Below are 20,034 nucleotides of genomic sequence, written 5' to 3' on the forward strand. Positions count from 1 at the left end.
TCCGAGCATGGGAGACAGCATCAGCTCACAGCGATTCACTCGGCAGGATCGGGCGCGGTTCCGCGAGCAGGTGCAGCGCGGGCTGGAGGCGCTCGAGCACATGCTCGGCGACGGCTGGTTCGAAGAGGCCTCGCAGCCGCAGCTCGGTCTGGAGATCGAGTTGAACCTCGTCGACGGCGAGCGCAACCCCGCCATGACCAACGAGCAGGTACTGGATGCCATCGCCAATCCGGCGTTTCAGACCGAGCTCGGGCGGTTCAACGTCGAGATCAACGTGGCTCCCCGGCCGCTCGGCGGCGACAGCCTGACCGAGCTCGAGAAGGTGCTGGGCTCGGCGTTCGCCGCCGCGGACGAGCGGGCCCACAGCGCCGGCAGCGACCTCGCGATGATCGGCATGCTGCCCACTCTCGACGAGACGCACTTCACCGAGCGCTGGCTGTCGCGGGAACCGCGCTACAAGATGCTCGGACAGCAGATCCTCGCCGCGCGCGGCGAGGACATCGAGCTGCGACTCGACGGGGTTCCCCTCACCGACGACGCAGACCCGGAAGACCTCGACATCATCTGCGACACGATCGTGCCCGAGGCCGCCTGCACCTCGATGCAGCTGCACCTGCAGGTCAAGCCAGAGGAGTTCGCCGCGCACTGGAACGCGGCGCAGGCGATCGCCGGGGTGCAGGTGGCGCTGGCGGCCAATTCGCCGTTCTTCGCGGGCCGTGCGCTGTGGCACGAGACGCGCATCCCGATGTTCGAGCAGGCCACCGACACGCGCTCGCAGGAGCTGAAGAACCAGGGCGTGCGACCGCGCGTGTGGTTCGGCGAGCGCTGGATCACATCGATCTTCGACCTCTTCGAGGAGAACTCGCGCTACTTCCCTGCGCTGCTGCCGGAGAGCTCCGACCAGGACCCGCTCGAGACGCTGCGATCGGGCACCGCCCCCGACCTCAGCGAGCTGCGGATGCACAACGGCACCGTCTACCGCTGGAACCGACCCATCTACGACACGCAGGACGGCGGCTGCCACCTGCGCCTCGAGAACCGGGTGCTGCCCGCCTCGCCCTCGATGGCGGATGCCCTGGCCGACACCGCGTTCTACTACGGCCTGCTGCACTCGCTCGCGCACAGCGAGCGTCCGCTGTGGAGCCAGATGACCTTCGACGCCGCGCGGGAGAACCTGCATTCCGCCGCGCGCCAGGGCATCGAGTCGCAGCTGTACTGGCCCGAACTGGGCTGGGTCGGACCGCGTGAGCTGGTGCTGCGCCGACTGCTGCCGCTCGCCGCGGAGGGGCTCGACGCCTACGGCGTCTCGGCCGAGACGCGCGAGCGCTATCTGGGCATCATCGAGCAGCGCTGCGTCACCGGCCGCAACGGCGCCACCTGGCAGCGCGCGAACGTCGCCGCCAGGGAGGCCGCGGGAGCGTCGCGTCCCGACGCGCTGCGCGGGATGCTCGACGACTACCTCGAGCGCATGCACTCCGGCGAGCCGGTGCACAGCTGGACGGCGTGAGCGCGCTCAGCCCTCGGCGAGCGCGAGGATCTCGGCCGTCGTCGCGAGGGTGATCTGCGGTGGATACAGGCCCAGCACGTGCACCGCGGCGGCGTGATTCTCGGCTGTCGAGCCCGCGCACGCGTCGGTGGCGACGGTGAGGTGCGCCCCGGCATCCGCTCCGGCCAGCGCGGTCGACAGCACGCAGCAGTCGGTCGAGACCCCGGCCAGCACGACGTGCGCGCCGCGACCGACGATCGTCTCGAGCTCGACGCCCCACTTGCCGAACGTCGGCAGATCGAGAGTCGGTCGCGCCGACAGGCTCACCGCTTCGGGCACGAGATCGAACAGGGCGTCGCCCGCCGGCTGATCGGCGAACGGCCACGCGGTGAAGTACGCCCCCCACGACGTGGAGCGGTCGGCCGTGGGCATCCACCTGGTCACCACCACCCGCTCGCCGAAGCGCTCGGCCAGTCGCCCGATGTTCGCCATCGCCTCGGCGAAGAAGGGCGACCCCCACTCGGACTGCGGCGAGGCGAAGATGTTCTGCGGGTCGACGACGACCAGCCAGCCCTCCGTCACGCCTGCTCCTGACGGCGGATGCGTCCGGCGCGCGCGAACCACGTGACGACGAACGAGAGCACCAGGGCGACGAAGACGCCGAGGTTCGCGTACGCCCACTCGCCGTCCTTGCCGCCGATGAGCGGCAGCAGGTAGCCCTGCCAGTTGTTCCAGGCCGCGTCGTCGGCGAACAGGTTCACGACCAGACCCCAGCCGATGACCGACGCGACGATCATGGTGCCGATCGAGGTCCAGTCCCAGGCGCCGTAGCGTCCGTTCGGATCGAACAGCGCGGCCTCGTCGTAGTCGCGCCGACGGCGCAGGATGTCGGCGATGAGGATGCCCGCCCACGATGCCAGCGGAACGCCGAGCGTGATCAGGAACGACTGGAACGGGCCGAGGAAGCCCTGGTCGCCGAAGACGACGAGGATCGTCACGACGGTGAGGATGAGGCCGTCGATGCCCGCCGCCGCCGGACGCGGGATCCGGATGCCGAGGCTGAGCAGCGTGAGGCCCGAGGAGTAGATGCCGAGCACGGCTCCCGAGACGAGGGCGAGTACGGCCGTCAGCAGGAACGGCACGAGAACCCAGGTCGGGAGGATCGTGGCGAGGGCTCCGATCGGATCGGCGCCGACGGCCGCCATGAGCTTCTCGTCGGAGCCGGCGAGCAGCAGGCCGAACACCACGAGGATGACGGGGGCGATCGCCCCGCCGAGCGTGTTCCAGAAGACGATCGCGCCGTCGGATGCCGTGCGCTTCTGATACCGCGACCAGTCGGCGGCGATGTTGATCCAGCCCAGCCCGAACCCGGTCATGACCATCACGAGCGCGCCGATGACCTGTGCCGCGCTGCCGCTCGGCTGGGCGAGCACGGCGGCGAGGTCGATGGTGGGCGCGGCGAGGATCACGTAAAGGACGGTGACGACGCCGGTGACCCAGGTGAGCACCGACTGCAGCTTCATGATCGTGTGATACCCGAGCACGGATGCGGTCACGATGAGGGCGGCGACGATGACCGTGGCGATGATCTTCAGGGTGACGCTGTCGCCGTCGCCGCCGAGGCGGGTGATCACGGTGGCGGTGGCCAGCACGGCCATGATCGCGAGGAACGTCTCCCAACCGATCGAGGTGAGCCACGACACGATGCCGGGCACCTTCTGCCCGTGCACGCCGAACGCGGCCCGCGAGAGCACCATGGTGGGCGTCGATCCGCGTTTGCCCGCGATGGCGATCAGGCCGCAGAGCAGGAACGACACGACGATCCCGATGATCGAGACGACCGTCGCCTGGTAGAACGAGATGCCGAAGCCGAGCACGAACGAGCCGTACGACATGCCGAACACCGAGACGTTGGCGGCGAACCACGGCCAGAACAGGTCGCGGGGCCTCGCCGTGCGCTGGGATTCGGGGATGATCTCGATGCCCGCTCGCTCGATGAGCGCGGGCGGCGTGATGTCGGTCATGCCCTCATCCTGGCACCGCGGACCGCGGACCGCGGACCGCGGCGCGGCAGATCGAGGTCAGGAGGGGCGCAGCGCGTCGGCGGCCGCGGCGAGTGCGTCGCCGTCCACGGCGAAGTACGCCCATCTGCCGCGCTGCTCCCTGGTGACGAGCCCGGCCTCGGCGAGCAGCTTCATGTGGTGGGAGACCGTGGCCTGGGAGAGGCCGACCGGATCGGTGAGATCGCAGATGCACGCCTCGCCCCCCTCGCTGCGCGCGATGAGCGAGAGGAGGGCGACGCGGGTCGGGTCGCCGAGGGCCTTGAAGACCCGGGCGACCTGCTCCGTCTGCTGTGCGGTCAGCGGAGACGTGACGCGCGGCACGCAGCAGGCGGATTCGTCGATGGTCGCGGGCAGGCTCATGCCGATATCCTGACACGTATTGACAATCTTCGATAGGTGCGGCACCGTTTCATATTGACGTTCTTCGATCTGAGGAGATGAGATGTCCGGACTTCCCGTCGTGGTCGTCGGCGCGGGCCCGCAGGGGCTGGCTGCGGCCGCTCACCTCACCGAGCGCGGGATCGCGTCGGTGGTCGTCGAACGGGGCAGCTCCGCGGGTGCCGCCGTCACGGAGTGGGGACACGTCAGGCTCTTCTCGGCGTGGCCGGAGCTGATGGATGCCGCCGCTCGGCGCCTGCTCGAGGCATCGGGGTGGGCGGCACCCGATCGCGGATACCCGACGGGGGCGGAATGGGTGCGCGACTACCTCGCGCCCCTCGCGGATGCCCTGGGCGAGCGCGTGCGCTACGGCACGACCGTCACCGGGATCGCTCGTCGCGGGCGCGACAAGGTGGTCGACGGCGGCCGCAGGAGCCAGCCGTTCGTCGTGCACACGCAGGACCGGCACGGGCGTGACGGGCGCATCCTCGCGCGAGCGGTGATCGACGCGAGCGGCACCTGGAACCAGCCCAACCCCGCGGGGGCCGACGGATTCCCGGCGGTCGGCGAAGCAGCGGCATCCGGACGGATCTCATACCGCATCCCGGACGATGTCTCGTCGTGCGCCGGCCGTCACGTGGCCGTCGTCGGGGCCGGTCATTCGGCGACGCACGCGGTGCTGCGGCTCAGCGAGCTCGCCCGCCGAGACCCGAGCATGCGCATCACGTGGCTGCTGCGCCGCGGGAGCACGACGAATCTGTTCGGCGGCGGTGAGCGGGACGAGCTCGCTGAGCGCGCGGTGCTCGGATCGCGCGCCCGCAAGGTGATCGAGGCCGGCGTCGTCGAGGTCGTCACGGGATTCCGGGTCGCGGAGTTCCGACGAGAGGGCGCCGGACTGGTGATCGTCTCAGAGGCGGGTCGGGAGATCGCCGGGGTCGACCGTGTCGTCGCGCTCACCGGGTTTCGCCCCGACCTCGGCATCCTGCGCGAGCTGCGCATCGACGTCGACCCCTCCCTCGACGCGGTCGCCGGTATCGCCGCCGAGATCGACCCGAACATCCACTCCTGCGGATCCGTGTCGGCGACCGGTGCGCGCCAGCTGCGGCATCCGGAGGACGGCTTCTTCATCGTCGGTGCGAAGTCCTACGGCCGGGCGCCCACCTTCCTCGCGCTGACCGGCTTCGAGCAGGTGCGCAGCGTCGTCGCCCATCTCGCCGGCGATCACGAAGGTGCCGAGCGCACCGAGCTCGTGCTGCCCGACACCGGTGTCTGCGGGGGTGCGAGCGCCTTCGACTCGCCGCAGGGCGGATGCTGCGCTCCCGCGCTCATCCCGCTCGGCTCTCGTCCCGTCACCGCAGGCTGACCAGCCTCTCCCATCACCCGCCGCTGAGGAGCCCCCATGACCAGCCCCGCGTTCAAGCCGTCCGTCCTCTTCGTGTGCGTGCACAACGCCGGCAGATCCCAGATGGCCGCCGGCTTCCTGCGCGACATCGCCGGCGACCGCATCGAGGTCCGCTCTGCCGGATCGATGCCAGCCGAGCAGATCAACCCGATCGCCGTCGAGGCGATGGGCGAGGTCGGCATCGACATCACCGCCGAGCAGCCCAAGGTGCTCACGACCGAGGCCGTGCAGGCATCCGACGTCGTGATCACGATGGGCTGCGGCGACGCCTGCCCGTTCTTTCCCGGCAAGCGCTACGAGGACTGGAAGCTCGACGATCCCGCCGGGCAGGGCATCGACGCCGTCCGACCGATCCGCGACGAGATCCGCTCGCTCATCGAGACGCTGGTGCGAGAACTGGTCTGAGCGTCCGTCGGGCCTAGGCCCGACGGCGCGTCGTCGCGCGTCGGGCTCAGCCGGCGAAGAACGCGCGGGCGACGCGCGACAGGTCGTACAGATCGCTCACGCCCGCCAGTTCGCGTGCGGAGTGCATCGACAGGATCGGGATGCCGACATCGACCGTCCGGATGCCCAGACGCGTCGCCGTGATCGGGCCGATCGTCGACCCGCACGGGACGGCGTTGTTCGACACGAACTCCTGCGAGCCGACGCCGGCGCTCTCGCACCACCGGGCCCACGCCGCCGCGCCGACGGCATCGGTGGCGTACCGCTGGTTCGCGTTGATCTTGAGAATGGGGCCCGAGCCGAGCACCGGCTGCACGACCGGATCGTGCCGGTGCGCGTAGTTCGGGTGCACGGAGTGGCCGACGTCGCTCGACAGGTGCCACGACGCGGCGAACGCGCGGCGCTGCTCGGTGACGTCGGCGCCGAGCGAGGCGTACACGCGCGCGAGCACGTCTTCGAGGAAGGGCCCTGCCGCACCCGAGCGCGACTCGGAGCCGAGCTCCTCGTGGTCGAAGGCGGCGAGCACCGGGATCACCGCGTCGCCCTGGGGCGCGGCGTCCGTCGACGGGCCTGCGGCGTCGATCAGCGCGACCACCGCGGCGTGCACCGACGCGAGGTCGTCGAGGCGACCGGATGCGAAGAACGCGTCGTCCTTGCCGAAGACGGCGCCGCGAGCGGCATCCGCCACCACGGCATCGAAGCCGCGGATGTCGAGGGCGTCGACTCCCGCTGAGGCCGCGAGCTCGGCGAGGATGTCGGCGGACTCGGCATCACCGAGTCCCCACACGGGCTGCGTGCCGGTCTGCTTGTCGAGCGCCAGGCCGTCGTTCACGCCGCGGTCGAGATGGATCGCCAGGTGCGGCAGGCGCAGCAGCGGTCCGGTCGCCGCGAGCACGACCCGCCCGTCGGCCAGTGCGAGGCGCCCGGCGAGGCGCAGCTCGCGATCGAGCCAGGAGTTCAGCAGCGGGCCGCCGTAGACCTCGACGGCCGCCTGCAGCCAGCCGCGCGACCCGGTGGTCGGCTTGGGCTTCAGCTTGAAGCCGGGGGAGTCGGTGTGCGCGCCGAGAACGTGCACCGGGGTCGTGGCCGCGGCATCGGCGGGAACGGCCCACGCGATCGCCGCGCCGTCGCGCACGACGACGAACCGCCCGCCGGCCTGTGCGGGCCACTCCGCGGTCTCGTCGAGCCGGGTGAATCCGGCCTCCTCGAGACGACGCGCGACCTCCGCGGCGGCGTGGTAGCTCGACGGCGAGGCGGCGACGAAGTCGGCGAGGTCGGCGGCATGCGTGTGGGCGGCGGAGACGACGGGCATGGCTACGAGCCTAATCCGCCTGTCCCGATGCGGCCCGCCCGTCACGCATCCGGCAGCGGGTAGCGCCGTCGCAGCGCCCAGCGCTGTCCGAGCGTCCAGGTGACGGTCACCACGAGGTAGAGGGCTGCGGCGAGCGGCACGAACACCGCGAAGACCGCAGTGAGGTAGTGCATCGTGTTCATCACGCCGAGCATGCCCGGGGCCGCCAGCGGCCCGTCTGCCGGCACCTGCGGACGGAACACGCGGCGCGTGACGTCTGCGACGACCACGATCACCACGAGCACGACCGCCCAGACGGCGGCTGTCTGCCCGTTGAGGCCGGAGCCGACCGCCGCGATCAGCGAGTCGCCCAGGGGAGCTCCGAGCAGGTCGTGCGCCAGCAGCGCGTTCGGGTGCCCGGCGATCTCCGGGCGCAGGAACAGCGTGTACAGAACGCCCACGACGGCGGCCTGCACGATCAGCGGCAGGCAGCCGGCCAGGGGTGACGTCTGCTCGTCGCGGTACAGGGCCATGGTCTCGCGCTGCAATCGCTCGCGGTCTTTGCCGTGCCGCTGCTGCAGAGCACGCAGACGCGGAGCGAGTCGAGCGCGCAGCTGCTCGGCTCTGGCCTGGGAGATGCCGACGGGGATGAGCGCGGCGCGCACCCCGATGGTCACGAGCATCACCGCCAGCGCGGCAGACGCCGAGCTTGCGACGGGGTCGAGAACCCCGGAGAGGGAGAGGAGAGCGGAGTACGCGGCGTCGAGAAGAAGGGTCAGTGGCGGGATGGCGAAGATGTCCATGAGCGTCCGTTCGCAGGAGGGGGGGGTGGGCCGGAGGCCACGAGACCCGCCCCTCAGCGAGTGCGAGGACGGATCAGGCGGCGGGCGCTGCCCCCGGCGCTCGCGGACGAGGATGACCGTCGGCGTCCGGATCGCTCTGCGCGAGCAGCACAGACGCACCGATGGCGCGTCGCGGATACGGCGCCGAACGGACGCCGAACCGCGGTGTCAGCAGAGCGAGCGCGATCGCGAGCACGGTCGCTGCGACGAGAATCGCGGCGATGCCGAGCATGCCTCCGGCGGTCAGCCCAGGGGGGAGGGGCACGGCGCCGAGCGCCACGAGCAGCGTTCTCAGCAGCGTCCCGATCGCGTCGATCATCACCCCTCCTTCCGGCCCGACGCTACCACTCCATCCGGTCGCGGACATGCGAAGGGCGAGAGGACCGCCGTCCCCTCGCCCTTCGCACCCTCCGGGGGCTTCAGCCGTCCTTGACCTCCAGGTCACCGTGCTGCCCGTCGGCGTCGCCGTCCGCATAGTCGGGGCGCGCCGGCTGCGGCGGCTGGTCATCGAGCTCACCGCCCTCGCGACCGCCGAACGGACGACCGTGGTCGGCGAACTCTTCGCGGCCGAAGACGAGGATCCAGTCGGCGACGGTGAATCGCGCGCCGGTGCGCAAGATCTCGCTGCGGTCCCCGGCGATGCCCTCGGCCGGGTTCGCATTCATCAGGCCCTCGCCGTGCAGTGTCAGGACGTACTCGTCGCGCTCATCGTGCACGATCGTCGCGTGCACGGGGTCTGCGCCGGCGATCACGAGCGAGCATTCCGCGCCCGAGCCGATCGTGGTGCGCTCGTCGACGAGCTCGAGACGGCTTCGATCACCCTCCGGGCTCGTGATGCGCAGGTGCGGCTCCCCTACCCCTCGCTCGGCGTGCGTGGTCGTGGGCTGCGCGCCGTCCGAGTTCGCGAGCTGATCGAGCTGGTCATCGACATCGGGTGCGCTGTGCGCGGGTGTCGTGCCGGCGGTCTGGTCGGTCATGTGATCCTCCTCTGTGGGGATGGGCTTCGGGCGGTCCGGGGCGGAGCCCGTGAACGGCGTCAGCGGGAGATGACTCCCACTGTCTCGCCGGTGGTCGACGGGGCGAGGTGCCGGGCGATGTCGGCCTGGCTGATCATGCCGACCAGGCGGTCGTCCTCCAGCACCGGGACACGGCGGATCCGGTGCTCGCGCATGAGTGCGAGAGTGCGGTCGATGTCATCGTCGGGGGAGACCATCACCGTCACCCCGGCGGCGAGCCGCCCGGCGTTCGTCGTCTCAGGGTTCAGCCCCGCCGCGATCGCCTTCACGACGATGTCGCGATCGGTGAGCATGCCCTTCAGGCGGCCGTCTTCTCCGCAGATCGGCAGGGCGCCGACATCCAGCTCGAGCATCCGCTCGGCGGCGATCGAGAGTGCGTCGTTCTCGCCGATGCACTGTGCGTTCGGTGTCATGATGTCTCGCGTCCGTGTCATGGTCGCGTTCCTTCCCGCCTCGGTGTTCGCCTGTCTCCATCAGTGATCTCGACCGTAGACAGACTGATTCGCGGCGGTAATGGGGTTGACAGCCTGCTGCCTGCTCGTCAACCCCGTTCTCTTTCCGCTGTGATCTGGCCAGCATCCGAGGTGGGGAGGGCCTGACGACGAGGAGAAGCGGATGTCGCAGCAGCACGAGTCGAGACAGGATGCTTTCGGCCCACGGGTCATGTTCTGGATGTGGATGGGCACGATCGTCGCCGGCTTCGCCGTCATGTTCGCCGTGGTCGGAAGCGGGCGATGATCATGAAGAGGTTCCTTCGCGACAACGGCTTGAGCCTGTTCTTCTTCGCACTCTTCGCCCTCGCTCTGCTCGGCCAATCGGTCGCCGGGCTGCTGCGCACGAACCAGGAGCTCGCCCAGCACGGACAGCCGCCCGAGACCTATCTCTCCTTCGTCCTCTCGAGTGATTTCGTCGTCGACGTCGCCGAGAACTGGCAGAGCGAATTCCTGCAGTTCCTGCTCTTCATCGCGGCCACCGTCTGGCTGGTTCAGCGCGGCTCACCCGAGTCGAAGAAGCCCGGCGACGAGGGTGTCGACACCGATGAGAATCAGATGGTCGGCGCGTACGCGCCTGCCGACGGCCCACGCTGGGCCCGGGTCGCAGGCCTGCGGCGCACGGTGTACGAGAACTCGCTGGTGCTCGTGATGGGCGCGATCTTCCTCGGCTCATGGCTGCTGCAGTCGCTGAGCGGGCTGGTGGTGATGAACGAGGAGAACGCGCAGCACGGCGAGCCCGCGATCGACTGGGCGCAGTACGTCGTGTCACCCGAGTTCTGGGACCGCACGCTGCAGAACTGGCAGAGCGAGTTCCTCGCGGTGGGGACGATGGTCGCCTTCTCGATCTTCCTCCGTCAGCGCGGTTCGGCGGAGTCGAAGCCCACCGGGCTGCCGCATACCGTCGCCGCTCAGGAGTCGGAGTGATCTCCCGAGCAGGAACGTTCAGCCCTCGAGGTGCTCCGGCAGCAGGCACAGCCCCCCGCTGCTGCTGGCGGAGTTCGCGAGAGCCATGATCCACGCGCTGCTGAGCTCGGGTGTCTCCGGTTGATCGAAGACGAAGCGCAGAGGGATGGACGGGTGCAACCAGATGGTCGACCGGCCGGTGGGGTTGAGATGCGGATGCTGCCACGACAGAGTGAACGATTCGTTGCGGCGCAGCTTCGTGGCGATGACGACCTTGAGGTGAGCGAGCGCACGGTCCTCGATCTCGATGGGATCCGGACTGGCGCCGTAGAAGAGCATGCCCATCTGACTAAGCTAACTGCAGGCGTTCGGGGGACGCCAGAGCAATGTCGGACGTCGGAGAGGTGCACTTCCTTGGGAAAGTTCGTTTATGAGGGCTCGGTCAAGACCGAGATCGAAGACCGCGCCCTGACCCACCTGCAGCTCGTGATGACGGCGAAGCTGCGCCGCGGTGAGCCCTTCCCGTTCAGCTGGCGCGAAGACGCCAGCGTCGGCGGCGGGCGCACCACCGTCTGGGTGCAGCCCAGCAGCTCACTGGTGTTCAAGTACTTCGGCAGCCGTCAGCCGGCCATCAATCGCGCCTGGATCGAGGCGCTCGCCTACACGGCCAACACCCCGACCGGCCTGCACATGGTGCCCGAGCCGCCGGACGACCCGAACGCCGGCATCGAGGGCTGATCGCGCTGGCGTTGCACGGCGCCGATGCCAGGGTCAACCCCGTGTATCGGCATCCGCGGTCTGTCTAACCTGCTGTCCTCCGACGAGAGGACCGCAGACGATGACTCGCATCGGGTTCCACGCCTCCCATGAGCAGCACGCCCCGGGCAGGCTTCTCAGAGACATCGCCCACGCCGAGCGCATCGGGTTCGACGAGGCGATGTGCTCAGACCACCTCGCCCCCTGGCTGAAGGCGCAGGGGCAGTCCGGTCACGCGTGGTCGTGGCTCGGGGCGGCACTGGCTCTCACGCGCTTCCCGATCGGTGTGGTCACCGCTCCCGGTCAGCGCTACCACCCGGTCATCACCGCGCAGGCACTGGCCACCCTGGCCGAGATGTTCCCGGATCGCGCGTGGGCGGCGCTCGGCAGCGGTGAGGCGCTCAACGAGCACGTCACCGGCGACGAGTGGCCCCCCAAAGAGCAGCGTGACGAGAGACTGCACGCCGCGGCGGACGTGATGCGTCGCCTGCTGTCCGGCGAGCAGGTCGACGCAGACGGCCCGGTGCGCGTGCACGAGGCGAAGCTCTGGTCGCTGCCCGAGACGCCGCCGCCGCTGCTGGCCGCGGGGATCAGCACCCGAACGGCCGCCCAGGTCGCGGCATGGGCCGACGGCCTGATCACCGTCGGCGCAGACCCGGAGGCGACGGCGCAGACGGCGACGGCGTATAGGGATGCGGGAGGCCGAGGCGACGTGCTGCTGCAGATCCACATCAGTCTCGAGGACACCGACGAGCAGGCCCTGGCCGCCGCGCGCGAGCAGTGGGCGCAGGCGACGGTGCCGCCCCAGCTGATGTGGGAGCTGAGCGACCCGGAGGAGTTCGAGGCGCACGCCGACCCCACTGACGAGAAGCTGCGAGCCGCCGTGGTGGTCGGATCCGACGCCGCCGACGTCGCCGACCGGATCGCCGCCGCCGCATCCGGATTCGACCGGGTGTTCCTGCACCAGGTCGGTCGTGATCAGCGCGGATTCCTCGACCGGTGCGAACGGGAGCTGCTGCCACTGCTGAGGGAGCGGCTGTGAACCCGGCCGACACGAGCGATCTGTGGTGGCGCACGGCGGTCTTCTACTGCCTCGACGTCGAGACGTTCCAGGACTCCGATGGCGACGGGCACGGCGACTTCGCCGGGCTCACCAGGCGGATTGACGACCTCGACGCGCTCGGGGTCACGTGCATATGGCTCATGCCGTTCCAGCCCACGCCCGAGCGCGATGACGGCTATGACATCTCCGACTTCTACAGCGTCGACGCCCGCTTCGGTGACCTCGGACGCGTGGTCGAGGCCGTCCGGGTCGCCCACGACCGCGGCATCCGGGTCGTCATCGATCTCGTGATCAACCACACCTCCGACCGCCACCCGTGGTTCGTCTCGGCGCGGCGTTCGCGCACCTCGAGGTTCCGCGACTACTACGTGTGGCGCGACACGCCGCCACGCAAGAAGGAGAAGCTCGTGTTCCCCGGCGAGGAAACGAGCATGTGGGAGTACGACGAACGCACCGAGCAGTACTTCCGGCACAGCTTCTATCGCCACCAGCCCGATCTGAACTTCGCGAACCCCGAAGTGCGCGCCGAGGTCGCGCGCATCATCGGGTTCTGGCTCAAGCTCGGCGTCGACGGGTTCCGCGTCGACGCAGTGCCCTTCCTCATCACCGGTCAGGGGGTCGCCGACGAGCAGGATCCTCATGCCTTCCTGCGCGAGCTGCGTCGCTTCGTCAGCAGGCGGGAGGCCTCGGCGATGCTGCTCGGCGAGGTGGGGCTCCCGCACCAGGAGCAGCTCGCCTACTTCGGCGACCAGGGCAGCGAGCTCGACCTGCAGTTCGACTTCCTCACCACGGCGAAGCTGTTCCTGGCGCTGGGCAGACAGCAGGCGACGCCGCTCGCGGAAGCGCTCGCGGCGCGTCCGACAGTGGATGCCAGGCACGGGTGGGCGATCTTCCTGCGTCACCACGATGAGCTCAATCTCGGACTGCTCGACGACGCCGAGAAGGAGGAGGTGTTCGACACGTTCGCCCCCGATCCCGATCAGCGGGTGTACGACCGCGGCATCGTGCGACGCCTGGCACCGATGCTCGAGTCGGATCCCCGCCGGCTGCGCCTGGCGTACAGCGTGCTGTTCTCCCTGCCGGGGGCGCCGATGATCTTCTACGGCGAGGAGATCGGGATGGGCGAGCTGAGCGTGGAGCTGGGGCGCGGTGCCGTTCGCGGACCGATGCAGTGGGACACGGGACCGCTCGGCGGATTCACCACCTCGAAGCCGTCGAAGCTGCGCAGGCCCATCGCCGACGGTGCATACGCGCCCGCGCACGTGAACGTGCACGATCAGAGACGCGATCCGGAATCGCTGTGGTCGTTCGTCGCAATGCTGGCGAGCCGCTACCGTTCCACGCCCGAGATCGCGTGGGGTGAGGTGCGAGTGCAGGATGCCGGTGATCCGCGGGTGCTCGTGCACCAGGCGACCTACGGAGACGCCGCATTCATCGCCGTCCACAACTTCTCGGCCGAGCCGGTGACCGCGCGCCTCGAGCCTCTCGACGAGGGATGCGCGGCCACCGTGCTGCTCGAGAATCGTGGCAGCGCACCCCAGGGCGAGCACACCGAGCAGCTGCTCGACGGCTACGGGTTCCGCTGGTTCCGGGTGTCGCCCGACGCTGAGTCGGTCGCCTGAGCGCTCTTCTCGTGTACCTCGCCCGAGGGTGCCTCGGTGCGCAGATCCGTGGGCGCGTCACCTGAGTGGAGCTGTTCGTCACCCTCGGCGAGGTCGCCCTGGCCGTCTTCGCCCAACTCGGCGTCGAGAGGCACGTCGCCCTGCGAGTCGGGCTGCAGGTCCGGTCGGCCCGCGACAGCGGCATCCGTCGCCGGGACCTCGGTGGTGGAGTCGTCGTCGGGAATGAGGGAATCGCTGCTCATGGTGCAGTCCTTTCGTCGTGGACACCCAGCGTGCGCGATCCAGGGTGGTCGCAGCACGCCCCTTGACAGCATCCGGCCGAGCCCGCCCTCGCGCGTGCCCTGGGTCGCGCGAGCTGTCAACCCCCTGGCCGGACCGCTCGCGCGGGGAGAGGGTGAGCAGACTGGCAGAGGTGCCGGCACTCCCCACCGACTTCAGAGAGGCGCACGATGAGCGACAACACCCCAGATCCTCGCCACCAGCACCACGATGAGAAGTTCCCCCCTCAGCAGCAGACCCAGCCGGGTCTGACCGAGGAGACCAGGCCCACGCCCGATCACGGCGAGTCGTCATACCGGGGTCACGGTCGGCTCACCGGGCGTCGCGCGCTCATCACGGGCGGAGACTCAGGCATCGGTCGCGCGGTCGCCATCGCGTTCGCCCGGGAGGGCGCGGATGTCGCGATCGTGCACCTGCCGGAGGAGCAGAAGGACGCCGATGACACGATCGCGCAGGTGGGCGACGCAGGGCGTCAGGGGCTGAGCATCGCGGGCGACCTGCGCGACGAGCAGTTCGCAGAGCAGGCCGTCGCCCGCGCCAGGGAGACCCTGGGCGGTCTGGACATCGTGGTGCTCAACGCCGCGTACCAGCACGACGTCGACGGCTTCGAATCGCTGAAGACCGACGAGATGCGCCGCGTGTTCGACACCAACATCCTCGGCACCCTGTTCACGGCGCGGGCGGCGTACCCGCACCTGGAAGCCGGCGCGAGCATCATCGTGACCTCCTCGATCCAGGCCTACAACCCGTCGCCCGGCCTCATCGACTACGCCATGACGAAAGCGGCCCAGGTGGCGTTCGTCAAGGCGCTCGCAGCAGAGGCGGGGGAGCGCGGAATCCGCGTGAACGCCGTCGCACCGGGGCCCATCTGGACCCCGCTCATCCCGGCCACCGGCTGGGATGACACGAAGGTCGAGCAGTTCGGCAGCGACACCCCGCTGGGCAGGGCCGGTCAGCCGGCCGAGCTCGCCGGAGCGTACGTGTATCTCGCCACAGCCGAGTCTTCGTACACCTCGGGCACGGTGCTCGCGGTGACAGGAGGTAAGGCGCTATGACCGTCATGCTCGACGACCCGATACCAGCCACCCCGCACGGGGACTGGGAGCTCACGCCGCTGGGTCGTGACAGCTGGCGCATCTGCGACCCGGCGCGACGTCATGCCGACGCCGACTGCCTGATCGCCTACGTCGACCGCTCGCCGACCGGCGTGCTCGACGTGCTGTGGCTGCGCACCCCGTGCCCGCGGACGACGCGGTTCCGGGGCTTCAAGCAGCTGTTCGAGGCGCTGGACCTCGCCGTCGCGAACGCGTCGAACCGGTCGCAGAAGCCGACGCCGATCCCCGGGCGCCCTCCGCTCTGAACCGCCCGGACGGCCACCGACACACACCGGCGGGGGACGCGTAGCCTCGAGTCATGAGTGATCTGCGCGCCCTGCTGGGCATCCGGCATCCGGTCGTCCTCGCACCGTTCGGCGGCCTCTCGTCGGTCGAGCTCACCGCAGCCGTGAGCAGCGCCGGTGGCCTCGGCTCGTACGGTCTGTACGGATACGACGGCGATCGCATCCGACAGACCGCTGCCGCGCTGCGCGCCGCCACCGCGGCGCCGTTCGCCCTGAACATCTGGCTGCCGACGGGCGACGAGGTGGCACCGGGCGACGAGCACGAACGGCACGCCGCCGCTCTCACGGACTTCTTCGATGAGGTCGGCATCGACGTGCCGGCCCGCCCCGAGCGGTACCTGCCCAGCCTCGACGAGCAGCTCGACGCCATCTGGCAGGCCGCCCCCGCCGCGCTGAGCGTGGTCTTCGGCGTGCCCTCGGACGCGCTCGTCGACGAGGCCCGCGGCCGCGGCATCCGGGTCATCGGCACCGCGACGACGGTCGCCGAGGCGCGCGCGCTCGAGCAGGCGGGTGTCGACGCCATCGTCGCTACGGGCGCCGAGGCCGCCGGGCACCGGGTGTCGTTCCTGCGACCGGCTGAGGAGTCGCTGGTCGGGCTGGTCTCGCTGGTGCCGCAGGTGGCGGATGCCGTGCGCGTGCCCGTCATCGCCGCCGGTGGCATCGCCGACCGGCGCGGCGTCGCGGCTGCGTTCGCGCTCGGAGCGTCAGGCGTGCAGGTCGGCACGTCCTTCCTCGTGACCGCGGAGTCGGCGGCCAACGACGCGCACCGCGCGGCGATCCGTTCCACCGCCGCCGACGAGAGCGTGCTCACCCGGGCGATGAGCGGACGGCTGTCACGCGGAGCCGCCAATCGCGCTGTGCGGCAGATCGAGGCATCCGCGACCATCGCCCCGTTCCCGGCGCAGAACTGGCTGACCGGCCGCTTCCGGGCCGTGGCCGCTCAGCGCGGCATGGGCGAGCTGCAGTCGCTGTGGCTCGGCCAGTCCGCTCCGCTGGCCCGCGGCCGCACAGCCGCCGAGGTGTTCGCCGAGCTGGTGGCGGGTCTGCCCGCCTGACCCACCGCGCGGTGGATCCTCAGAGGATGACGGTGGATCGACCGTGCACGATCACGCGGTCCTCGGCGTGCCATTTCACGGCACGCGCGAGCACGTAGCGCTCCACGTCGGCGCCGCGCCGCTGCAGCTCCGCCGCCGACTCGGCGTGCGTGACACGCGTGACGTCCTGCTCGATGATCGGGCCCTCGTCGAGGTCTGCGGTCGCGTAGTGCGCGGTGGCCCCGATGAGCTTCACGCCGCGTTCCTTGGCGCGCGCATACGGGTTCGCGCCGATGAACGCGGGCAGGAACGAGTGGTGGATGTTGATCACCGGGGCGCCGAGGCGCTCGATGAAGTCGTCGGTGAGGATCTGCATGTACCTGGCCAGCACGACCAGGTCTACATTGCCCTGCAGCAGCTCGAGCTGACGGGCCTCCATCGCGGCCTTGTCGCCGGCGGGGATGTGCATGAACGGCACCCCGAACGAGCGCACCGACTCGGCCAGGTCGGGATGGTTCGAGATCACCATGGTCACATCGATGTCGAGCTCGCCACGCTGCGTCCGCCACAGCAGCTCCATCAGGCAGTGGTCGTACTTCGACACGAAGATCGCCACGCGCTTGCGCTTCGAGGTGTCGTGCAGCGACCAGTCCATCCCGAAGCGCTCGGCGACCTCGGTGATCGAGGCCTCGAGCTCCGGACGACGCGCGGTGAGGCCTTCCAGGTGGATCACCGTGCGCTGGAAGAACCGCCCGCCCTCCTCGTCGGTGGAGTGCTGGTCGAGGGAGATGATGTTCGCCCCGTGCGCCGCCAGAACTCCGGCGACGGCCGCGACGATGCCCGGCTGGTCGTCGCAGGCGATGAGAAGGCGTGCGGTGTCGGTGTGCGGCATGGATGCTCCTGAACTGGGGTGTGTGTCGATTCTGCCCGCATCCTGCGGGGCGCGCCCAATCGTTACCCTTGACGCATGGGCGCCACCGAGGATCTGCTGCGGGATGCGAGGGCTCGTCTCGTCGGCGCCCCGCGCGAGTCGCTCGGCCGCGAGCGCACCTCCCGGTGGCGCGCGGATCGGATCGTGCGGGCGGGTGCCGCGTGGCATCTGGGCGTGCTGCTGCTCACCGACGACGAGGTGCTGTCCACCGCCGAGATCCTGCGCGCTGCCGAGCTGGTGCGCCGCGGGTACCCGGCCGAATCGGCCCGTGCCAGAGCCGAGCGGCGGGCGCAGGCGCGCCGGGGAGGCTTCGCCGAGGGCGAGGTCGTGCACGTCGGCTGGCACGTGCTCGATGTCGCGGCGGTGGACGCCGGCGGGGCGTCCGGCCCGCTGGCCATGGTCGATCAGGTGCCGAGGGTGCGCTGGTCGCCGGGCGGCGCGCTCGTGCCCCTGCAGGGCTATCTCGACGAGCGGATCGTCCTGGCGCTCGGCGGCTGAGCGCATCCTCGGCGCCCGAGCGATCTCTCGACCGTCTGACCGTGCCCGCGGGTGGCGCGGTCAGTCGCCGACCAGTCGCGAGAATCGGGCGAGCAGGTCGTGGCCGTCGACGGAGGCGTCGAGGATCGCACGCTCGGTGCGCTCGTAGTCGCGCGGGTCGAAGTAGCCGGATGCCCGGTACACCGCCATGCGATCGGCGAAGTCCTGCGGCGACGCCTCGGGATGGAACTGCGTGGCGTACAGCCGCTCTCCGACGCGATAGGCCTGCACCGTGCAGGCGTCGTTCGTGGCGAGCAGCACCGCGCCGGGAGGTGTCTCGCGCGCCGACTCCTTATGCGCGGTGAACACCGACAGGGCAGGGCCGGGGCCGAGCACGGGATCCGCGACGCCGGCGTCGGTCAGCTGCACGGTGGTCGCGCTGGCAGGCTCGGGCTGATCGGTGTGCACGCCACCGCCGAGCATCCTCGTCACCACCCCGATGCCGTAGCAGGTGAACAGGGCGGTCGCGTGGCCGTCGAGCGCTCGGCGGGCGATGCGCTCGAGGTCGTGCTCGACCGCCCGCTGGTGCTCGCCCTTCTCGGCATCCGTCACGTTGAACGGCGACCCGCCGACGACGAAGCCGTCGTATTGCTGCCACTCCACCGTCTCGAGCGACGCGTGCAGCAGATCGACGCGGTCGAGTGTCGTCAGGTCCAGCCCACGGCGAAACGAACGGTGCTCGGCATCGGCCGCCATCCGCTCGGGTCGAACGCACACGTACAGCACCGAGGACATGCGCCGATTCTATTGGCCCCGAGCCCCGCGACCCCGCCGGGGTCAGCGCGACGAGTTCGCGGTGCGTCCCCGCACCACTCCGACGAACGTCTCGACGTCCGGCGTCGTCGCCTCCCGCTTCCAGGCGAGGGCGACGGTCGAGGTGCGCCCGCCGACGAGCGGGCGGTAGTCGACGTCCTTGCGGTGGTGCAGCCGGGCGAGCGACATCGGCACGATCAGGATGCCGACGCCGGTCGCGACGGTCGCGACGGCGTCTTCGGTGGTCTCGATCGTCGGGAAATCCGGTGCCCGGGTGGGCAGGTCGAGCGGACCGAGCACGTCGTCGGCGGGGGTGATCAGCACCTGCCCGGCGAGGTCGTCGGCCTCGATCCGGTCGGTCGTCATCAGGAAGGAATCGATGGATGCCAGGACCACCGGGACCTCGTCGTAGAGCGGGATCACGTGCAGCTCGTCACGGTCATCGAGCGGCAGACGCACGAGGGCCGCGTCGAGGTCGTCGAGGGCTGCACGCTGGACGGCGACGGCGATCGGGACGAGCTCGATGTCGACGTGCGGCATCCGCTGCTTCCAGGAACCCACCCACTTGCCGGGCGTGGCGCCGGGGATGATGCCGAGGCGGAAGCTGCGCGGCGTCTCGTCGACAGGCGGCGTGGGCGCGGGCTGCGCCGCAGGGCGAGGGGTGCGCTTCTGTGCCGGCTTCTGCGGCTTCTGCGGCTTCGCGGGGCGCGGCCGCCCGCCCTTCGGAGCGCGGCGCCGGTCGTTCTTCACCGGTTCAGCGTACCCGCCGCCAGGCCGTTCTCCTCCAGGACCCCGCCACTTCCCGATCGTGACGGTGGCTGCTGCGAGCGCAGAAGAGCCCGCCGGTCGGTGCCGACCGGCGGGCTCAGGCGGAGGGGTCAGGCTGCGAGCCAGAGCCCCTTCCGGTCGGTGATGATCGTGAGGCCGGGAGCCACGTTCTCGTCGTGCCCGATGCGCGTGCCCCGCGCGACCTGCGCTCCCGCGCCGATCTCGGTGCGCACGCCGATCCACGCGCCGTCGCCGACCGCCGCTCCGGCGCCGATGTGTGCGTGTGCGTCGATCCGCGCGTTCTCGCCGATCACGGCATCCGGCTCCACCCAGGCGCCGCGCGCGACACGCGCTCCGGCCCCCACTCGGGCGCCGGGTTCGACATAGGCGCCGGCTTCGATGAGAGCCTTCGGATGCACCTTCGCGCCGTGCGCGACGAGTCCGCGGCCGTTGACATGCTTGCGGTACCGCAGCGTGGCGCCCTGGTCGTCCTCGATATCGATGTAGTTCTTACCCACGTTTCCTCCCGTGTCCGGAGTCTTCCGGAGATATCTACAACAGGGAGGGGGCTTG

General features: G+C 70.3%; 26 protein-coding genes. 12 read left to right on the forward strand and 14 right to left on the reverse strand.

The annotated features are described in order from the left end of the window. The first annotated feature begins 7 nt into the window (after window positions 1-7). Complete coding sequence (locus AB0O65_RS11160) at window positions 8-1,507, forward strand: glutamate-cysteine ligase family protein (RefSeq protein WP_313480050.1); 1,500 nt, start codon at window positions 8-10, stop codon at window positions 1,505-1,507. Between the two features lie 6 nt (window positions 1,508-1,513). Here the strand turns inward: AB0O65_RS11160 and AB0O65_RS11165 are convergent, their stop codons facing one another. The 3 genes from AB0O65_RS11165 to AB0O65_RS11175 are packed head-to-tail and all read right to left on the reverse strand — an operon-like array spanning window position 1,514 to window position 3,909. Then, a complete protein-coding gene (locus AB0O65_RS11165) occupies window positions 1,514-2,068 on the reverse strand; it encodes a cysteine hydrolase (RefSeq protein ID WP_071641626.1) in 555 nt (184 codons plus the stop codon). Beyond that, window positions 2,065-3,510, reverse strand: a complete 1,446-nt coding sequence (locus AB0O65_RS11170; RefSeq protein ID WP_363385155.1) for a cytosine permease — start codon at window positions 3,508-3,510, stop codon at window positions 2,065-2,067. Before AB0O65_RS11170 ends, AB0O65_RS11165 begins: the two co-directional genes overlap by 4 nt. A gap of 57 nt (window positions 3,511-3,567) precedes the next feature. Next, on the reverse strand, window positions 3,568-3,909 hold the full coding sequence (locus AB0O65_RS11175) for a metalloregulator ArsR/SmtB family transcription factor (protein ID WP_363385158.1): 342 nt from the start codon (window positions 3,907-3,909) through the stop codon (window positions 3,568-3,570). Between the two features lie 82 nt (window positions 3,910-3,991). Between AB0O65_RS11175 and AB0O65_RS11180 the strand changes: the two genes are divergently transcribed. Both AB0O65_RS11180 and AB0O65_RS11185 read left to right on the forward strand, forming a co-directional pair. Beyond that, complete coding sequence (locus AB0O65_RS11180) at window positions 3,992-5,290, forward strand: NAD(P)-binding domain-containing protein (protein WP_363385161.1); 1,299 nt, start codon at window positions 3,992-3,994, stop codon at window positions 5,288-5,290. Window positions 5,291-5,326: 36 nt separating this feature from the next. Next, on the forward strand, window positions 5,327-5,734 hold the full coding sequence (locus tag AB0O65_RS11185; RefSeq protein WP_363385164.1) for an arsenate reductase ArsC: 408 nt from the start codon (window positions 5,327-5,329) through the stop codon (window positions 5,732-5,734). A 46-nt stretch (window positions 5,735-5,780) separates the two neighbouring features. On the opposite strand, the gene AB0O65_RS11190 is transcribed toward AB0O65_RS11185, so the two are convergent. From AB0O65_RS11190 to AB0O65_RS11210, 5 genes are all read right to left on the reverse strand, one after another. Beyond that, window positions 5,781-7,085, reverse strand: coding sequence for a M18 family aminopeptidase (locus tag AB0O65_RS11190; RefSeq protein WP_363385167.1), 1,305 nt, complete (start codon window positions 7,083-7,085; stop codon window positions 5,781-5,783). Window positions 7,086-7,126: 41 nt separating this feature from the next. Further along, a complete protein-coding gene (gene yidC / locus AB0O65_RS11195) occupies window positions 7,127-7,867 on the reverse strand; it encodes a membrane protein insertase YidC (protein ID WP_363385170.1) in 741 nt (246 codons plus the stop codon). Between the two features lie 73 nt (window positions 7,868-7,940). Next, window positions 7,941-8,225 (reverse strand): DUF6412 domain-containing protein, encoded by a 285-nt coding sequence (locus AB0O65_RS11200; RefSeq protein ID WP_071641610.1) that lies wholly within the window; start codon window positions 8,223-8,225, stop codon window positions 7,941-7,943. Between the two features lie 100 nt (window positions 8,226-8,325). Next, window positions 8,326-8,883: an FHA domain-containing protein gene (locus tag AB0O65_RS11205; RefSeq protein ID WP_363385174.1), complete on the reverse strand. Its 558-nt coding sequence runs from the start codon at window positions 8,881-8,883 to the stop codon at window positions 8,326-8,328. A 59-nt stretch (window positions 8,884-8,942) separates the two neighbouring features. Continuing rightward, entirely contained in the window at window positions 8,943-9,335 is a 393-nt protein-coding gene (locus AB0O65_RS11210; RefSeq protein ID WP_363385177.1) for a CBS domain-containing protein, read from the reverse strand. Window positions 9,336-9,537: 202 nt separating this feature from the next. Here AB0O65_RS11210 and AB0O65_RS11215 point away from each other — a divergent pair, with 202 nt between their 5' ends. Continuing rightward, window positions 9,538-9,660 (forward strand): hypothetical protein, encoded by a 123-nt coding sequence (locus tag AB0O65_RS11215; protein WP_256221014.1) that lies wholly within the window; start codon window positions 9,538-9,540, stop codon window positions 9,658-9,660. A gap of 2 nt (window positions 9,661-9,662) precedes the next feature. Beyond that, entirely contained in the window at window positions 9,663-10,340 is a 678-nt protein-coding gene (locus AB0O65_RS11220; RefSeq protein ID WP_071641810.1) for a DUF6766 family protein, read from the forward strand. A gap of 18 nt (window positions 10,341-10,358) precedes the next feature. Here the strand turns inward: AB0O65_RS11220 and AB0O65_RS11225 are convergent, their stop codons facing one another. Then, the gene (locus AB0O65_RS11225) at window positions 10,359-10,664 is read right to left on the reverse strand and encodes a hypothetical protein (RefSeq protein ID WP_071641605.1); all 306 of its coding nucleotides are present in this window, start codon (window positions 10,662-10,664) and stop codon (window positions 10,359-10,361) included. A gap of 69 nt (window positions 10,665-10,733) precedes the next feature. Here AB0O65_RS11225 and AB0O65_RS11230 point away from each other — a divergent pair, with 69 nt between their 5' ends. The 3 genes from AB0O65_RS11230 (at window position 10,734) to AB0O65_RS11240 (ending at window position 13,760) form a co-directional block, all read left to right on the forward strand. Further along, window positions 10,734-11,057 carry an ATP-dependent DNA ligase gene (locus tag AB0O65_RS11230; protein WP_071641600.1) on the forward strand — a complete coding sequence of 108 codons (324 nt, stop codon included), beginning with the start codon at window positions 10,734-10,736 and terminating at the stop codon, window positions 11,055-11,057. A 100-nt stretch (window positions 11,058-11,157) separates the two neighbouring features. Beyond that, entirely contained in the window at window positions 11,158-12,117 is a 960-nt protein-coding gene (locus tag AB0O65_RS11235; protein WP_363385182.1) for a TIGR03885 family FMN-dependent LLM class oxidoreductase, read from the forward strand. Next, window positions 12,114-13,760, forward strand: a complete 1,647-nt coding sequence (locus AB0O65_RS11240) for an alpha-amylase family protein (protein WP_363385185.1) — start codon at window positions 12,114-12,116, stop codon at window positions 13,758-13,760. Before AB0O65_RS11235 ends, AB0O65_RS11240 begins: the two co-directional genes overlap by 4 nt. On the opposite strand, the gene AB0O65_RS11245 is transcribed toward AB0O65_RS11240, so the two are convergent. Next, entirely contained in the window at window positions 13,709-14,002 is a 294-nt protein-coding gene (locus AB0O65_RS11245; RefSeq protein WP_071641589.1) for a hypothetical protein, read from the reverse strand. The genes AB0O65_RS11240 and AB0O65_RS11245 overlap by 52 nt on opposite strands. A gap of 207 nt (window positions 14,003-14,209) precedes the next feature. Between AB0O65_RS11245 and AB0O65_RS11250 the strand changes: the two genes are divergently transcribed. From AB0O65_RS11250 to AB0O65_RS11260, 3 genes are read left to right on the forward strand one after another with little or no spacing between them, the layout of a single operon-like run. Next, window positions 14,210-15,094 carry an SDR family oxidoreductase gene (locus AB0O65_RS11250; RefSeq protein ID WP_071641587.1) on the forward strand — a complete coding sequence of 295 codons (885 nt, stop codon included), beginning with the start codon at window positions 14,210-14,212 and terminating at the stop codon, window positions 15,092-15,094. Beyond that, window positions 15,091-15,399, forward strand: coding sequence for a hypothetical protein (locus AB0O65_RS11255; protein WP_071641585.1), 309 nt, complete (start codon window positions 15,091-15,093; stop codon window positions 15,397-15,399). The genes AB0O65_RS11250 and AB0O65_RS11255 overlap by 4 nt, the downstream gene beginning before the upstream one ends. Window positions 15,400-15,452: 53 nt before the next feature. Further along, on the forward strand, window positions 15,453-16,493 hold the full coding sequence (locus tag AB0O65_RS11260; RefSeq protein WP_071641583.1) for a DUF561 domain-containing protein: 1,041 nt from the start codon (window positions 15,453-15,455) through the stop codon (window positions 16,491-16,493). Between the two features lie 19 nt (window positions 16,494-16,512). Here the strand turns inward: AB0O65_RS11260 and purU are convergent, their stop codons facing one another. Continuing rightward, window positions 16,513-17,364, reverse strand: coding sequence for a formyltetrahydrofolate deformylase (gene purU / locus AB0O65_RS11265; protein ID WP_071641581.1), 852 nt, complete (start codon window positions 17,362-17,364; stop codon window positions 16,513-16,515). A gap of 75 nt (window positions 17,365-17,439) precedes the next feature. Between purU and AB0O65_RS11270 the strand changes: the two genes are divergently transcribed. Next, complete coding sequence (locus AB0O65_RS11270) at window positions 17,440-17,901, forward strand: glutaminase (protein ID WP_363385191.1); 462 nt, start codon at window positions 17,440-17,442, stop codon at window positions 17,899-17,901. A 60-nt stretch (window positions 17,902-17,961) separates the two neighbouring features. Here AB0O65_RS11270 and AB0O65_RS11275 read toward each other — a convergent pair whose 3' ends face one another. From AB0O65_RS11275 to AB0O65_RS11285, 3 genes are all read right to left on the reverse strand, one after another. Continuing rightward, window positions 17,962-18,675 carry a GMP synthase gene (locus tag AB0O65_RS11275; protein WP_191712750.1) on the reverse strand — a complete coding sequence of 238 codons (714 nt, stop codon included), beginning with the start codon at window positions 18,673-18,675 and terminating at the stop codon, window positions 17,962-17,964. A gap of 42 nt (window positions 18,676-18,717) precedes the next feature. After that, on the reverse strand, window positions 18,718-19,443 hold the full coding sequence (locus AB0O65_RS11280; protein ID WP_363385194.1) for a LysR substrate-binding domain-containing protein: 726 nt from the start codon (window positions 19,441-19,443) through the stop codon (window positions 18,718-18,720). A 128-nt stretch (window positions 19,444-19,571) separates the two neighbouring features. Next, window positions 19,572-19,979 (reverse strand): transferase, encoded by a 408-nt coding sequence (locus tag AB0O65_RS11285; protein WP_071641573.1) that lies wholly within the window; start codon window positions 19,977-19,979, stop codon window positions 19,572-19,574. Window positions 19,980-20,034 lie beyond the last annotated feature (55 nt).

Origin of the sequence: Microbacterium sp. NPDC077391 (assembly GCF_040686955.1) — a bacterium.
Lineage (GTDB): Bacteria > Actinomycetota > Actinomycetes > Actinomycetales > Microbacteriaceae > Microbacterium > Microbacterium commune.